Origin of the sequence: Chitinophaga japonensis (assembly GCF_007830125.1) — a bacterium.
GTDB lineage: Bacteria > Bacteroidota > Bacteroidia > Chitinophagales > Chitinophagaceae > Chitinophaga > Chitinophaga japonensis.
Map to the genome: position 1 here is coordinate 339,515 of NZ_VLLG01000002.1, position 15,627 is coordinate 355,141.

At 49.2% G+C, this 15,627-nt stretch carries 12 protein-coding genes; 7 read left to right on the plus strand and 5 right to left on the minus strand.

Features of this window, described 5'->3' with window-relative positions; genetic code table 11:
• Positions 1-273 precede the first annotated feature (273 nt).
• Together LX66_RS01315 and LX66_RS01320 are read right to left on the minus strand one after the other, a co-directional pair.
• Positions 274-1,155, minus strand: coding sequence for a pirin family protein (locus tag LX66_RS01315; protein ID WP_145710089.1), 882 nt, complete (start codon positions 1,153-1,155; stop codon positions 274-276).
• Between the two features lie 153 nt (positions 1,156-1,308).
• Positions 1,309-1,962 (minus strand): hydrolase, encoded by a 654-nt coding sequence (locus LX66_RS01320; protein WP_145710090.1) that lies wholly within the window; start codon positions 1,960-1,962, stop codon positions 1,309-1,311.
• 262 nt (positions 1,963-2,224) lie between these two features.
• On the opposite strand from LX66_RS01320, the gene LX66_RS01325 reads away from it, so the two are divergent.
• From LX66_RS01325 to LX66_RS01335, 3 genes are all read left to right on the plus strand, one after another.
• On the plus strand, positions 2,225-2,809 hold the full coding sequence (locus LX66_RS01325; RefSeq protein WP_145710091.1) for a Crp/Fnr family transcriptional regulator: 585 nt from the start codon (positions 2,225-2,227) through the stop codon (positions 2,807-2,809).
• A gap of 187 nt (positions 2,810-2,996) precedes the next feature.
• Positions 2,997-3,389 (plus strand): RidA family protein, encoded by a 393-nt coding sequence (locus tag LX66_RS01330; protein ID WP_145710092.1) that lies wholly within the window; start codon positions 2,997-2,999, stop codon positions 3,387-3,389.
• 228 nt (positions 3,390-3,617) lie between these two features.
• On the plus strand, positions 3,618-4,616 hold the full coding sequence (locus LX66_RS01335) for a GlxA family transcriptional regulator (RefSeq protein ID WP_145710093.1): 999 nt from the start codon (positions 3,618-3,620) through the stop codon (positions 4,614-4,616).
• On the opposite strand, the gene gap is transcribed toward LX66_RS01335, so the two are convergent.
• The gene (gene gap / locus LX66_RS01340) at positions 4,596-5,594 is read right to left on the minus strand and encodes a type I glyceraldehyde-3-phosphate dehydrogenase (RefSeq protein WP_145710094.1); all 999 of its coding nucleotides are present in this window, start codon (positions 5,592-5,594) and stop codon (positions 4,596-4,598) included. The genes LX66_RS01335 and gap overlap by 21 nt on opposite strands.
• 210 nt (positions 5,595-5,804) lie before the next feature.
• On the opposite strand from gap, the gene LX66_RS01345 reads away from it, so the two are divergent.
• From LX66_RS01345 to LX66_RS01355, 3 genes are all read left to right on the plus strand, one after another.
• Positions 5,805-7,145, plus strand: coding sequence for a serine hydrolase domain-containing protein (locus tag LX66_RS01345; protein WP_145710095.1), 1,341 nt, complete (start codon positions 5,805-5,807; stop codon positions 7,143-7,145).
• Positions 7,146-7,164: 19 nt separating this feature from the next.
• Positions 7,165-7,485 carry a hypothetical protein gene (locus tag LX66_RS01350; protein ID WP_145710096.1) on the plus strand — a complete coding sequence of 107 codons (321 nt, stop codon included), beginning with the start codon at positions 7,165-7,167 and terminating at the stop codon, positions 7,483-7,485.
• Positions 7,486-8,043: 558 nt separating this feature from the next.
• Positions 8,044-9,054, plus strand: a complete 1,011-nt coding sequence (locus LX66_RS01355) for a nucleoside hydrolase (protein ID WP_145710097.1) — start codon at positions 8,044-8,046, stop codon at positions 9,052-9,054.
• A gap of 37 nt (positions 9,055-9,091) precedes the next feature.
• Here the strand turns inward: LX66_RS01355 and LX66_RS01360 are convergent, their stop codons facing one another.
• Entirely contained in the window at positions 9,092-9,688 is a 597-nt protein-coding gene (locus LX66_RS01360; protein ID WP_145710098.1) for a DUF4136 domain-containing protein, read from the minus strand.
• A gap of 384 nt (positions 9,689-10,072) precedes the next feature.
• A complete protein-coding gene (locus tag LX66_RS01365; RefSeq protein WP_145710099.1) occupies positions 10,073-12,241 on the minus strand; it encodes a glycosyl hydrolase family 18 protein in 2,169 nt (722 codons plus the stop codon).
• Between the two features lie 367 nt (positions 12,242-12,608).
• On the opposite strand from LX66_RS01365, the gene LX66_RS01370 reads away from it, so the two are divergent.
• Positions 12,609-15,623, plus strand: coding sequence for a SusC/RagA family TonB-linked outer membrane protein (locus tag LX66_RS01370; RefSeq protein WP_145710100.1), 3,015 nt, complete (start codon positions 12,609-12,611; stop codon positions 15,621-15,623).
• Positions 15,624-15,627 lie beyond the last annotated feature (4 nt).

Consider the following 15,627-nt stretch of genomic DNA (forward strand, 5'->3'; position numbering starts at 1 on the left):
TTGCCAGCAAAACGCTTAGGAAAGATATTTTATTCCTATTACCTCCGGAAGCCCTCCTTAATTTTCAAAGCAGCATACGTTAATGTTGCATATATCTTCCTTTTTCCAAAAGCGCACGGGCCTGAGCTCATCATAAGCAAAGCGCCCTTCCACCACAAGCCGCCCGGCAATAGCACCCCGGTCCATCCGACCAATACAATGGTATAAACCAACATCCGATCCTCCGTACTTCGAATTTTTTATATGATGCGCTTATGCCAGCGGAGTCGCTTACTAAGCTTTCGATTTTTGCTTTTCATAATCTATCTTACCGTACTTGCCGTTATAAAAATCCCTGTAGGCATTGGCGACCTCCAGCTTGGAATTCATGACAAATGGACCTTCAGCGACTATTGGCTCCTGATAGGATTCACCGCCAAATAATATAAAGTCAGCGGCCTCCTGGTTCCCGTTTAGCAACGCTATACTTCCTGCGTTTCTGTCAAATTCGATGAAATCACCGGCATCGAATTTTTCATCATTTATGGAGGCCGGTAGAACAGGTAAATAAGCGGCGACCTCTAATTTATCGGCAAAATTGGTGGCGAAACCGGCGCCCGGCTCCAAATGGATATGGTAAATGAATTGTTCCGAATAATTTGGGATCGAAGAGCTTAATTCTTCAAACGAACCGACGATCACCTTTATCCATCCTTTCCCGTCCGGTAGTTCTTTATAAGGAACTTCATTGCCTTCAATGGCCAGGTAGGCCGGCTTTCCTGCTTTGATCTTTGAAGGCAGGTTGATCCAGAATTGAAATGCATGGGTCAGCCTGGAATCAGTCCGGGAGTCATAATTCAGCGTTTCATCGTGAATGATCCCGCTCCCGGCATTCATCCATTGCACTCCTCCGGAATGCACTATGGCATAGTTTCCTGCACTATCGAAGTGCTCATCCTCGCCATTCAGGATGTAGCTTAGCGTAGCGATGCCCCGGTGCGGATGTGCGCCGGTTCCTTCTTTATTTACCTTTTCCTGGATCTTTGGAATGATATGGTCTAAAAAGACGAACGGCCCTACCGCGTCAGCATACCTGTTCGGCAGTATCCGGTGTATGACCAGGTCGCCGATGTCTGCTCTCTGTCCCCGGGTTGAAAAACTGCTTTTCTTTTTCATGTTTAATATTGATCGCGAGATCGTTTAAATTCTTGTTATAAATAAAATGCAGGATGACGGCTTGCTTGTAACCTGTTCGCGGTCGTATTAGTGATTGGTTAAACAAAAGCAACACCCTGGATCTACCAGGATGTTACTTTACTAAATTACTTATTATTCCGCAGGAACAGGCGTAGCCAGCAGTTGCTGTTCCCAGGCATATGCCACCCCGCTTCCCCCGGCATGCGCTATCATAAGGCCGGCCAATGGACCTGCTGTTTCGGTACGAGCCCAGTCACGCTGCCATTCAGAGACTACCGCCACCCAATTGATCGGCGTAATACCATGTTGTACCATGCGGCGTACCGCCATATCGTGCGCTTCCTTTGAAACTGACCCGCAGGCATCTGTTATGACAAATACATCATAACCTTCTCCTGCTGCCTGGATTGCCGGCATGGCTACACAAACCTCTGTCCACAAGCCTGCAATGATTAGCTGCTTGCGGCCGCTTTTTGCCACAACGCCGGTGACAGCAGGGTCCTGCCAGGTATTAATGAGGGTACGGTTGATGGGTTTTTGTTCCGGAAATACTTCCTGGATCTGTTGGATGATCAAACCGCCACGTTCTTCTACAACCGTGGTCAGAATGGTCGGTACATTAAAAATTTTTGCCGCTTTTGAAATTCCCGCCACAGCGTTGATGATCATCGTTGGTTCGTGGCTGTTCAGGTTGGCGAACTGGAAAGGCTGATGATCGATCAATACTAAGATACTGTCCTCCGGACGCAGCAGGGCTTCAAGGCCTGTTTTCACATTTTTTGACATGTTGTTGATTTTGTATATTAATTACTAAAATTGAAAATTACGGGGGCAGATGTAAGGCCGCTGGTTCGTTCAAGCTTCCACAAAGTTCAGGAACCGGCAAAAAGAGAAAGATGATATATGTCGAAAAATAAAGTAGACAAATGTCTACGTTTGCCGGGGCGTTTGCGATAAGACAGTTCGCATTTTAATCAGTATATTTGTTTATACAACAATTGACTATTCCAGGCTATCATTTATTATAAGAAAGATACGCGAGGTTAATATGAACGAAGCTTTTTTTGACTACCTGAAAAAATTCAGTGCTGATCCACTTTCAGAAGACGAAAAAATGCGGCTTAGCCAGGCATTTACTCCGTTCAAATTGAGAAAAAGACAGTATCTCCTGCAGGCTGGTAACCAGTGCAAACATTTTGCCTTTATTGTAAAGGGCTCCATGCGGATGTATTCGGTGGATGACAAGGGATATGAACACAACGTGCGGTTAGGCGTGGAAGGCTGGTGGATGGGTGACCGGGAAAGCTGGGTCATGGTTACGCCAAGCTTGTATAATATCGATGCCTGGGAAGACTCCGAAATGCTTTTGATCGACAGGGCCAATACTCTTGACCTCATCAGGACGGTACCTGCCTTTTGTGAAATGATACGCCAGCTTGACGAGCGGAATAATATTGCCAACCAGCGGAGGCTGACCTCATCTATAAGTGGTACCGCAAGCAAACGATATACAGATTTTGCCGCCTGTTATCCCGAGCTGCTGCACCGCTTCCCACAACATATCATTGCTTCTTACCTTGGCATCACTAAAGACACCCTGAGCCGTGTCAGGCGTCAGCTCCTTCAAAAATAAGAAGGCATTGCGCCCGCTTATATCATCTTCCTCCTTTTTATACCCCGTTCCTGGACAGAAAACCTTTAGCGATCCGGTGCATCGCATAATCGTGACAAACATCACAGGTATAATTCATGTTTAACGTGGACCTTTGCACTGTATCAACGCTATACATCAAATTATTAACATCCAAAAATTTAAGTAAATGAAAAAGCGGATCATCAATCCCTGGACCTGGCAGGAAGAACGGAGTTACGTACAGGCCGTAGAAGTGAAAGAGACAGCAGGAACATTGTACTGCGCCGGGCAGGCTGCGGTACACGCCGATGGCACATCCAGCAATGCCGATATGCGCACCCAGCTCGGATTGGCGATACAGAACCTCGAAACCGTCATCAGTGAAGCGGGCTACGAATGCCATAATATCGTCAGGCTGACAGTTTACACGACTTCCTCTGATGAGTTTATCAAAAACTGTTTTGACGTATTCCAGGATTTTGTTGCAAAGCACGGAATGAAACAGGTAGTTACCCTGATGCAAGTGGTTGCCCTGTACGAAACACTGAATGTAGAGCTGGAAGCAACGGTGGTTAAATAAGGATCAAAGAAAGCTTTGCCAACTATGCTTTTATAAACGCCGTTTATTGGAACAAAAGCAAAAAAATGTGAAATCCGCAGGTTTCACATTTTTTTGTGTCATAACATAGGAACTGTTCAGGCAGGTTTCTCCGGGGATAAATCTACAAATCAATACTTTGTCTTATATTTAACTTTTCATCCTTTTTAAGACCCCACAAAATGCGTCATTTAAATTACATTCATACGCATGAAACACGTGGTAATATTAATACCTCCGCAAACTTCAATATTAGACGTTGCAGGGCCCTTGGAAGTTTTGTCGAAGGCTAATGATTGTATGGTATCCGCTAACAAACAAAACAGGCCTTACTACATTACACACCTGGTATCAATGGATAACACTTCTATTGTTCCAACCTCGTGTGGAATGCCTGTTATATGCGAAGGAGGACTTTCCGGTATTTTTTATTCAATAGACACTGTTATCATTGCAGGTCGGGGAATATATAAGCAACATATTCCTCAAAGCATCCTGGATTGGTTAAGATCTGTTGCGAAAGAGCATCCCAAAACAAGAATAGCATCGGTTTGTGCAGGCGCTTTTATTCTCGCTGAAACAGGATTGCTGAATGGCCGGAAAGCCACCACACATTGGATGCTATGCGATCAGATGGCCCTACAGTTTCCCCGGATAACAGTAGAAAGAGACCCTATCTTTATAAAAGACGGAAATTTTTATACTTCGGCCGGCATCTCCACCGGGATTGATCTGACACTTGGTTTGGTAGAGGAAGATGTAGGGAGGGATGTGGCAATGGAAGTAGCCCGGATACTGGTTTTATACCTAAAGCGACCCGGGAATCAGTCCCAGTTCAGCACGTTGCTAATAACGCAGTCAACCAATCATTTACCTGTAAACCAGATCGTTCAATTTATCCAGGAGCATTTAAGTGAAGACCTGTCCGTAGAGAGACTGGCAGACAGGTTATCTATGAGCAGCAGAAATTTTTCGCGGGTGTTTACGAAAGAAACAGGTATCTCCCCGGCGAAATATGTAGAGAAAGTAAGAGTGGAAGCTGCCCGGCGATACCTGGAAGAAAGTAATTTAAGCCTGGACCAGGTGGCACAAACCTGTGGGCTGGTAAACGCTAATGGCTTACGGCGACTATTCATGCGCCACCTGAATACCAGCCCGGGCATCTATAGAAAAAATTTCGGCCCAAAACTACAAAGCGCCGAAATATAGCATGGTTCTGACCATCTGTGAAACGAATGACATCTCGTTGTCATACCAGGCAGCAGTTTTTACCAACTGCCGGCTGCCGCTTCCGGTTATTTTTGTCTGCGTGGCATCAAATATAGCTCCATAACTTGTTCCAATAATGTCCTGCGATACAATGGGATCTTCATTGTACCCGAAAGACGCGTTTGCAGCGTTTCTCATAACGTCATTAATTTCTTCCGGGGAAGTTGCTTTTTCTAAAATTGTATACAACTCTACCAGTGAGCCTGAATGTACAGGAACCCTTTGGGATGATCCGTCCAGTTTTCCATTTAATTCCGGGATAACAAGTCCAATAGCCTTGGCTGCTCCTGTTGTAAATGGAATGATACTGTCGGCAGCGGCCCTGGATTTCCGGAATCCGGCTTTTTTATCCGGTACGTCCATCAACGGCTGTGAATTGGTGTAAGCATGAATGGTGTTCATCTGCCCGGATACAATTATAAAATGCTCATGTAAAACTTTGGCAAGTGGAGCTAGGCAGTTAGTAGTACACGATGCTGCGCTTATGATCCGGTCGTCACTCCTGAGTATATGATGATTAACATTAAATACTATTGTTTTGACATCATTATCCGAAGGCGCCGATATGATCACCTTTCTTGCACCGGCTGCCAGATGTAATGAGCCCTTTTCCCTGGATTCAAATATTCCGGTACACTCGAGCACGATGTCAATATCCAGCTTATCCCAGGGCAGACGCTCAGGATTTCGCTCAGCATATACATTGACCTGCTGTTCATTAATGATCAGCGCTCCCTGACCAGCGCTCACCGGATGCGGAAATACGCCATGTACAGAATCATATTTCAACAAATAAGCCAACATTTCAGGCGTGCTCAGGTCATTAACCGCTACGATCTTAACATTGTCCTGGTTAAATAATTTCCGGAAGGTCATTCTTCCAATCCTTCCAAACCCGTTTATTGCAACTCTTAACATTTCTGATCATTTTTATATTTCCTCAAAGATAGCGGGGAGTAGGCATGTCTTAAATGACAATATTCATTCAATTTAGGACAAACATTATCCCCACCCCTCCCGTAGGATTCAGGATAATTCAGCCCATCACTCTCAAAAAGTGCTTTGCAATTCAAAGTATTCAATTAACTTTGCAATACAAAGTACTTTTTACATCCAAAAATCGCATCCATGAACCTTCAAATATTATTCGCGTCGTTACTGACATTGACAATGTTTACCGCAGGCTATGCGCAGACATTCGACCAGGCAAAGCTGGACCGGTATTTTGACCGGCTCGCAGAAAAAAATAAAGCAATGGGCACCCTCGTCATCTCCAAAGATGGCAAGGTGCTGTACTCGCGGTCCATCGGCTATGGCCGCATCAGTGAAAACGACAAGCAACCGCTAACGGCTGCAAGCAAATACCGGATTGCTTCCATCACCAAAATGTACACCGCTGTGATGATCCTGCAGCTTGTTGAAGAAAAGAAATTAAAGCTGACAGATCACCTGGACAAATTCTTCCCGCAGATTCCGAATGCGGGGAAAATTACTATCGCACAGATGCTCGCCCACCGCAGCGGGATACATGATGCGCTCCAGGACAGGAAATTGCGGTCTGCACCAAAGACAGTCCCAATAACGAAGGAGGAATTAGTCAGCATTATCTCCAAAGGCGCCCCTGATTTTGAGCCCGGCACCAGGCATTCTTACAGCAATTCCGGTTATGCGCTCCTGGGACTCATCATCGAAAAGCTAAGCGGCCAATCCTACGGGGAGAACCTCCAGGAAAGGATCAGCTCAAAGATCGGGCTCCATGATACATATGTTGCAACCGGGAACATTGATGTGAAGAAAAATGAAAGTCTTACCTACAGGTACAGCGGCGGCTGGAAACAAACGCCGGAAACCCATCCAAGCAATCTTTTCGGCGGCGGCGCTATCATCTCCACACCAAATGATATGGCCAGGTTCATCCATGCCCTGTTTGAACTGCAACTGATCTCCCGGGAACATCTCGAACTGATGAAAACAATGAGGGACGGCGATGGATCAGGAATGGAGCCCTTCCTGTTCGCCGGCAGAACCTTCTACGGCCACACAGGCGGAGCTGATAACTATGGCGCCTGGCTTGCTTATATGCCGGAAGAAAAGCTGGCGCTCGCTTATACTTCAAATGCGAAGGTCTACCCTGTGGGAAACATTATGAAAAGCGTTATGGATATCTACTACAATAAACCCTTTGATATCCCCGCTTTCGAGCCGGTGGCCATTAGCACGGAAGTGCTGGACCAATATACCGGAGTTTATGCTACCACGGGAGCTCCCGTGAAATTTACGATTACCAGGAATGGCACAACGCTTTATATCCAGCCGCCAGGAGAGTCTGCAGCACCGCTCGAAGCAACGGCACAGGATAAATTCAAGATCGAAGGCACCAACGGGGTAACGTTTGAATTCAACGCAGCCAAAAAACAGATGATCATGAAGCGCCTCGGGGTTGAAAGGATATTCACAAAGGAAAATTAACCTTTAAATGTGATCGCATATGAAAACTTCAAGGATAAAATTTGTTTCCATCTTCCTCATTTTCGCGTTTGCCTTTCTCTTTGGCACCATCTCGCTTCTGGATCAGCCCGTGGAATCTTTCCTGGGATCATCATCGCAAACAACCTGGAAAGCGGTGGTATCCACAATACTATCTCCTGTTAAGGTTATACTGATAGGGCCGCTATTGCCTTTTATCAAATTTTTACAACAGGACCCGGATACACCTCCTCCATTTTTTCTCGCAGGGTTTGCTTTCTACTGGACCATCCTTGCGCTGGTCCTGCATTACCTGCTAAGTAAAATAAAGCATGCCTGGTAAAACATTTTTTCAACATTTGAAAGAATTTCAATAAATTAGTAAGCACGACTCATTTCTTAACACCCAAATGCTGAACCCTATGAAGGCAGGCCCCCATTTGCTGTTCCCCCTGGAGTTGATCTCCTTTAACCCTGTACAATCACCTGTAATTAACAAGACCAACTGCCCCTTACCGGAGCTATAATTATATGCTGAACAACCGCTCCATGGCATTGCGCCCCAAGCTAAAGACAGGAGAGGACTATTTATTAAATGCTATCCATTTATGAAAAAGAGCACCAATCAGAAAAAACTCCATTTGACCAAGATCAAGATTTCCAATCTCAGCAAACCCAAACAAATGAAGGCAGGTATTTGTCTAACATCCATTGATCAGACCACCTGCGGTTGCCGTACCCTGGATTGCACCCTTGATTGCGTTTAACAGGTAAAACACAAACCAATGCCAAAGGTTATCACTATTGCCTTTGGCATTTTTGTTTTTGCGGCCGGTGGTTTTGGAGGATGCTTTAACTGATTTTTTGCTTTATCTTACCGCTGTTGACCAAAACACTCCCAATGAAGGACTTTCTCAAGGTAATGTCTGTAGTTATTATCGTATCCCTTTTTTCTACCGGGTCAATAGCCCAGCCTGTTAAGATCATTTTTGATACCGATATGGAGTCCGACGTAGACGATGTAGGCGCGCTGGCCATGTTGCATGGCCTGGCGGATCTTGGAGAGGCCGAGATCCTGGGTACCATGGTATGCAGCCTGAACCCCTGGTCCGTTCCCGCGACAGATGCCATTAACACCTTTTGCCACCGGCCGGATGTCCCGGTGGGTGCGGTGAAAACGTTGGGCGTATACCGCAACTCCGTGTATGCCAGGGCAATTTCAGAAGAGTTTCCCCAGGATATCGGGCTGGGAGAAGAAGCGCCCGATGCGCTTATGCTGTACCGGCAGCTCCTGGCCGCTCAACCTGATCAGAGCGTCGTAATAGTGACCGTAGGTTATTTGACCAATTTGTCCTACCTGCTGCAAAGCGCCCCGGACACCATCAGCCCATTGAATGGAAAAGAGCTGGTCCGGAAAAAGGTAAAGCACCTGGTTTGCATGGGAGGAAGATACCCCTACGAACAAAATCCCGGGAAATGGGGAAATTTTAAGCCCGACCCGGGCGCTGTTCAATACGTGGCGAAAGAATGGCCTACCCGCATCATTTTCACCGGTGGCGGCGACTTTTCCAATGCCATTAAAACCGGGCGGCCAACCTTTGATCTAAAGCCCTCCTCGAACCCGGTTTCACGGGCCTATGAACTGTTTTTAAAAAGCTGGAAAAGAAAATACCACCACAGCGCCGACCTGATAGCCGTGTACGTAGCCGTCCGGGGTTGGGAAGCATTCTTTCATCTCAATACCCAGGGCTACAACCATATATTTGAAGATGGCACCATGATGTGGCGATTGCAACCTGACGATCCCCGGCATCAGTACATCAGTAGCTTTAAGGAAGGGATTGATCCCGACACGGTGGCAGCCGCTTTCGATGCTTTAATGATGAAGCCGGTAAGCGCCAGGTTGCACTAACGCTGCCTTATTTTCCTGTTTGCAAGAGCACAACGGCTTATCCCCCGCTGATTGCATCGGGGTTGAACTGGCTGAATATAGAGGAAACGGCCTGCCTGATCTTTGACTTATCATTTACATCTTCCGGTTTAATTATTCCTGAGGCAAACCCCTGCCACACCATTTTATCTGTCTTGCCATCCGTAAGATTAATAATAAGCGTTCCGGGCATAACAGGCACCTGCTCTACATTATCCTCGGGAATAACCGCATCGCCCTGCACCGTCACATAATCTCCTGTTCTGCGCAAGGTATCCGCCTGCTCCAGCACCAGGAATGAAACCTCTATGCCGGGCTCCCCACCTGTAGCCTCCTGCTTTTCATATCCACGGGCGCTCAACTCATATGCTATAGCATCCTTGATCCTTTCCCTGGCCGATTCATTGTTAAATACATAAATGCCGGTTGGACTTATAAACGCACGGGCGTCAGGTATGTTGTCGATATCCGTGATCCAACCATAGGTTTTGGCATCTTCCAGCTTCGTTACGTCAGGGTCGACATTTTCACCTATGGCCCTTGTACTGGAGGGACCGCAACCAATAGCAGCAATGAACATTCCGAGCACCAGGCCTGTAATTGTCATCTTTTTCATAATATGAATATTTTATTATGAACGAATGCTGATTAGGTGCAAAATATCCATGCCGTACCTGCCATTCCCAAACGACATTTTCCCGAATCTTGTGGTTTACAACCACCTATGGCCATATTCCGGATTTTCTGACGGGCCTGTAAGAAAGGCAACCAGTGTAGAAAACATCATCAAAATGCAGCTATAAAGTGGAGTTCCCACCACTTGAAAAGCCGCCAATGATCTGGCTGCCGGGTTATTGAAGTCCACCACGGAGACATGCTGAAATGGCAACATGCGTTGAATCAAAGCTGTTGTTGAATGCCGGGGAAACCAGGTCAGCGACTGAGACCAAAAGAAAAAAACAGGGCTGATCTCCGGATCAGCCCTGTATATTTATTGTTATTACATGCGTATGATCTTGGCGCTGCCCCTGGGTATGCCATTGGCATCGCTGGCTTTGATGATCCAGGTGCCCGGCGGTAGCTGGCTAACATCCACGCTGATAAACTGCCCGCCTTTTGCCCCGGTAACATATTCCCTGTGCAGTACAGGGCTGCTGCCGTTAACGCTCCAGATATCGATATAGATCTTTTCAGCAACCCGTGCTTCCATTGCTATCCGTAAGGTGGAACCGGTAACAGGGTTGGGATATACGGTGAGCGTCTTAGTGGCGGCTGCAGGCTGCACGGTGGTGCTGGTGGCAGCGATAGCCGCGGTACCGGTGCAGGTGCCGACCGGCTTCCACCACCAGTCCGCAGTTCCCGGCGTTACATTATACAATGCGTCGGACAGGCTTTCGTACAGCACACCATTATATACCACCCGATCTCCTTTATTATAGATCTTAGGATAAGGCTCATAAGCAGGCACACCGGCGCAGTTGCCGCCCCCGCCGCCTGTGCTCACTACGATCGTTACGGCAGCGGAGGTAGTGGCGCCATTGGCATTATCGGTAGCCTTTGCGGTGAGCGTATATGTGCCCGCCGCTACGTTTGCCCAGGTAAAGCTATAGGGAGCGCTGGCGGTTTCGCCCAGTTTGGCGCTACCGTTAAAGAACTCCACTTTGGTAATGGAGCCATCGCTGTCTGTAGCGGCCGCCTGGATGCTGATGCTGGCAGGCGCGGTGAATGTGGCATTATTGGCCGGCGAAGTAATGTTCACCACCGGCGCATTGTTGCCTCCCCCGCCGGAGCAATCACGCACATAAGCCCAGGGCCTGGCATCGCCCGAATTGATGTCCGGCTGCTCATTCTGCGTCCACCACTTTGCCGTATATAATTTACCGTTATAGACGGCCTGGTCCCCGTTCACATAAACAGCGGATGCAGACCAGGCTGGTATGCCGTTGCAGGAACCACCGCCGGTCCCGTTCACAACAATCGCCACTGTTGCCGACGTAGTAACCGCACCGGCATTATCCGTAGCCCTGGCGCTAAGTGTATAATTGCCAGCGGCTACATTTGTCCATGAATAGGTAAAGGGGCTGGCATTGTCCTCACCAAGCCTGGTGGCGCCATTGTAAAATTCCACTTTGGTAACGGAGCCGTCTGCATCTGCAGCAGCAGCGGTAATATTCACCGTAGCAGGCGCTGTAAAGGAGGCATTCGCTGCAGGGGAGGTAATGGTCACGCTGGGCGCCTGGTTGCCGCCGCCACCACCGTTGGCCAGCACCTCCTCATGAATGGCAGACAAGAGGGAATAGGCGCCCACCGCATCCTGCGAAAGCTCCCACATCATAATGCCGCCGCCCTGGGTGTAAGCCAGGTCGGTCTTACTCTTAATAGTAGTAATGCCATTATACCCCACCCCATTATAGGTATCGGCATAAGGGCTGGCCCCACGTGCTATGAGCGTGGCAAAGCTCTCCCAACTGGGACGCCCATAAAAAGGAACGCCCAGTATTGCCTTGGCGGCAGGCAGCCCCTTGCCTTTCCAGTAGGCAAGTGACTGGGAGGCGTAGTTATACGTGGAGTGATCATAATTATTGAAATCATAGGCCATCAGGTTCAGGAAATCGACCTGTGAGAATACGGAGCTGAGAATGCTTTCCCCCCCGGTGCCTACTACAGCGGCGGTCAACAGTTTCCCCTGGGCATGCAGGGCAGCGGACAACTGTGTCATCAGTGCCACGAAATTGTTGGCGGATGCGCCCTGGTCCGGGTATTCCCAGTCAATATCAACACCATCGAGGCCGTATTGATTAACAAAGTTGAGCATATTGGTTACAAAGGCGGCACGGTAGCTGCTATTGGCCGCCAGTGATTCAAAGCCGCTGTCATCGCCATTGTTCCAGCCGCCCACAGCGATCAGCACCTTTACACCGTTGGCATGGCCCATAGACACGAGGCTTTGCAGCTTGGAAGGGTTTTCAATGGGCTGCAGGCCACCGGTAGCGGTTGGCAGCAGGAAAGCATAGTTGATGTGCGTAAGCTTGCTATACTGTATAGCATTTACATTACCCGACCAGGAGGGCATATACCCTACCACTTTAAATTGCGCGAGGGAAAATAGGGATGTGATAAGCAATAAGCAGGACAGGATGCCTGCTCTTATCCATTGGTTTGTTTTCATAGTATATGGTTTTTTTGAAGGAATTTGCTCCGTTGAAGATGTCGGATGGGAAGGGGGCAGGTACTATTGGGAGGGGATATTTTTTACGGGACGGCTTAAAACGCTTTAATTAAAGTAAACATAACTTTGATAAATAGACAAAATTCCGGAATAGCCCTATCATTGCAGGCAATTTCATAAAAATTGAGGGTCTATGGGGATTTTTACACACTACAAAACATGCTTCATCCGGTTTGCATTATTTTTCAGTAATTTGGCCCCCAGCATTCCACGGCAGGTCTCCTATACGTATATGACATCATGAGGAGGACAATTTTCCATTTTTTCATATCAAAGCTTTATATCAATAATCATAATAGCGTTCCCTATGAACATTCGGTATCTTTTAATGGTAGCAGTATGGCTTTCGTCCGTTAGCCTGTCCCGGGCTGGTGCGCCATACTTTAGTAATTATGACCAGGCTGCCCGCCAGGAGCCTGTAAGGGGAGTAGTTGCCGGCAAAGACGGCACGCCGATACCCGGCGCCACAGTGAGATCACTTTCCACCGGCCGGGTCACCACCACCAACGACCGCGGGGAGTTTACCCTGCAGGCGGCCCAGGGTGAGAAGCTCGTGATCTCCTACATCGGTTTCAGCCAGCAGGAGGTAACGGTAAGCGGCAGCTCCCTGCGCATAACGCTGACAGAAGGCAGCAGCCAGTTGGGCGAAGTAGTGGTAGTAGGCTATGGCAGCCAGACCAAATCGGACGTAACGGGCGCCCTGACCCAGTTAAAGGCAGATAACATAAAACAAGGTGTCAATATCTCCGTGGACAACATGCTCCAGGGCAAGGTGTCCGGTGTACGCATCGCCCAGTCCAGCGGCGAGCCGGGCGCGGGAGTGGACGTCTTCATCCGCGGCGTGGGCTCCATCCGGAGCGGTAGCACGCCCCTCTTCGTGGTGGACGGCGTTCCTCTGAGCAATGACAACGTGAGCGCAGGCGGTCCCAACTTCGGCCTGGGCAGCTCCGAGGCTAAAAACCCGCTGAATTTCCTGAACACCAGCGATATTGAGACCATCACCATTTTAAAGGACGCCTCTGCGGCAGCCATCTACGGCGCCCGCGGCTCCAACGGCGTAGTGCTGATCACTACCAAGCGGGGTAAAAAAGGCGATCCTACACTGACCTATGATATGTACGTAGGCACCTCCTCCGTTATCAAAAAGCTGGACGTGCTGCCTGCATCAGAATACAGGCAGGCAATAACCGACCCGGCCTATGACCACGGAAGCAGCACCGACTGGCAGGATGTGATCTACCGCAACGGTTTTATCCAGAACCACAACCTGTCATTTGCCAAGTCCACCAATACCGGTAACTACCTGGCCTCCATCTCCCGCCTGGACCAGGACGGGATCGTGGAAAAAAGCAGCTTCAAAAGGACCACGGCCAGGCTCAATGCCGAGGAGTCGTTCTTTGACGACAAGCGGCTGACCATCAAAATGAACCTGACCGCCAGCAACATTGACGAAACAGGCATTCCCAACGGGAACACCGCGGGGTCTGACGGCCAGTTGATCATACATGCGCTGATGGCCAATCCTACCCGTTCCGTGTACGACGACAACGGCGAGTATACCAACTTCAACATGAATGCGCACTACAACCCGGCTTACCTGCTGAGCATTTATGACGACAAGACCAACACTTTCCGGGTGCTGGGCAACATCGAGGCCAAACTGCGGATACTGCCCGGCCTATACTACCGCTTCAATTACGGTATCGACAAGTCCACTTCGGAGCGTAACTCCACCATCTACCCGAACGTAACGGACCGTACGCCCAACGGCGCCTATGTGCAGAACAACCTGCAGTCATTAACCACCCTGCTGGATCACTACCTGACCTATAACCTGGCGATCCGGAAACACCAGGTGGAAGTGCTGGGCGGTTTCTCCTACCAGCAGTTCAAATTCTCCGGCACGGCTTTCGGCATGCAGAACATCGCCAACCAGGGAACCGGTGTGCCGCCTGAGTACAACCCGGGCTATTCCGGCATACCGACCACGCCGAGCGGCTACGCGCAGGAAAACGAGCTGCAGTCCTTCTTTGGTCGTGTGAACTATAATTACGACAACCGCTACCTGCTGACGGCCTCCCTCCGTGCGGACGGTTCTACACGTTTCGGTGAAGACAACAAGTACGGCTACTTCCCGTCTTTTGCACTGGGCTGGACGCTTTCCCGCGAACAGTTCCTGAAAGACGTAACCGCCATCCGCGACCTGAAGCTGCGCGCAAGCTGGGGCCAGACGGGCAACCAGGAAGTACCGAACAAGATCACCCAGGCCAGCTACTCCCTGACGCCATCTGCAGGGTATTACCTGTACGACGACCTGGCGCTGGTAAACGGCGTGATCGTAAACCGCACGGCCAACCCCGGTCTTAAATGGGAGCTGGTGGAACAGTATAACGTGGGCCTGGACTTCGACCTCTGGGACAGCAAGTTGTACGGCTCATTGGAATACTATAACAAAACCACCAAGGACCCGATCCTGAACATTCCTTCCGAACCGCTCAGCCCCACCACCACCGTGTGGAAGAACGTGGATGCCCGGATCGTGAACAAGGGATTTGAGTTCATGCTGGGCTCTCAACTGATCAACACTAAAAACCTGACCTGGTCCGTAGACGTGAACGGCGCCACGCTGTCCAACACCATCAAGGATCTGCCGGTGTCCGAGCTGTACTCCGGCAGCATATCCGGCCCCGGCCTGTCCGGCGTGAACGCCAACATTTACAAAAGCGGGTATGAGGCCGGCTCTTTCTATATGCTGAAACATATGGGGTATGACAAGGACGGCAAGGATATTTTTGAGGACAAGACCGGCGACGGCGTGATCAATGCAGACGACCGGCAGATCTTCGAGGGCGCCATTCCCAATTTCAACTTCGGTATCAACAGCCAGTTGCGTTACCGGAAATTCGACCTCTCGGTGGCTTTCATCGGACAGACCGGCGGATACCTGGTGAACAATACCGCGCTGGACCTGAACATTAACAGCCTGGCATCGGACCGCAACGTGCTGAAAAAGTACTATGATGCCGGGGCCAGCACCAGCAATGCCGTGCAACTGTCATCGCTGTACCTGGAGAAATCGGATTTCCTCCGCATGAGCAACCTCCGGCTGGGTTATACGTTCTCATTCAACCAGGTGCCCTGGCTGCAATCATTCAATATATATGTAAGCGCCCAGAACCTGTTTACCATCACCGGCTACTCCGGTTATGACCCGCTGGTGAACACCACGAAGACCGTAGACGGCAACCAGTCCCTGGGGGTTGACTATACCACCTACCCGGCGGCAAAAACCTTCCTGTTAGGCGCAACCATTAAATTTTAATCCA

Excerpts from the sequence above, each read along its gene's own strand:
- LX66_RS01325 (WP_145710091.1), top strand. The coding sequence starts at position 2,225 with ATGAACGAAGCTTTTTTTGACTACCTGAAAAAATTCAGTGCTGATCCA.
- LX66_RS01335 (WP_145710093.1), top strand. The coding sequence starts at position 3,618 with ATGAAACACGTGGTAATATTAATACCTCCGCAAACTTCAATATTAGAC.
- LX66_RS01315 (WP_145710089.1), bottom strand. The coding sequence starts at position 1,155 with ATGAAAAAGAAAAGCAGTTTTTCAACCCGGGGACAGAGAGCAGACATC.
- gap (WP_145710094.1), bottom strand. The coding sequence starts at position 5,594 with ATGTTAAGAGTTGCAATAAACGGGTTTGGAAGGATTGGAAGAATGACC.
- LX66_RS01370 (WP_145710100.1), top strand. The coding sequence starts at position 12,609 with ATGAACATTCGGTATCTTTTAATGGTAGCAGTATGGCTTTCGTCCGTT.
- LX66_RS01350 (WP_145710096.1), top strand. The coding sequence starts at position 7,165 with ATGAAAACTTCAAGGATAAAATTTGTTTCCATCTTCCTCATTTTCGCG.
- LX66_RS01360 (WP_145710098.1), bottom strand. The coding sequence starts at position 9,688 with ATGAAAAAGATGACAATTACAGGCCTGGTGCTCGGAATGTTCATTGCT.
- LX66_RS01365 (WP_145710099.1), bottom strand. The coding sequence starts at position 12,241 with ATGAAAACAAACCAATGGATAAGAGCAGGCATCCTGTCCTGCTTATTG.
- LX66_RS01345 (WP_145710095.1), top strand. The coding sequence starts at position 5,805 with ATGAACCTTCAAATATTATTCGCGTCGTTACTGACATTGACAATGTTT.
- LX66_RS01330 (WP_145710092.1), top strand. The coding sequence starts at position 2,997 with ATGAAAAAGCGGATCATCAATCCCTGGACCTGGCAGGAAGAACGGAGT.
- LX66_RS01355 (WP_145710097.1), top strand. The coding sequence starts at position 8,044 with ATGAAGGACTTTCTCAAGGTAATGTCTGTAGTTATTATCGTATCCCTT.
- LX66_RS01320 (WP_145710090.1), bottom strand. The coding sequence starts at position 1,962 with ATGTCAAAAAATGTGAAAACAGGCCTTGAAGCCCTGCTGCGTCCGGAG.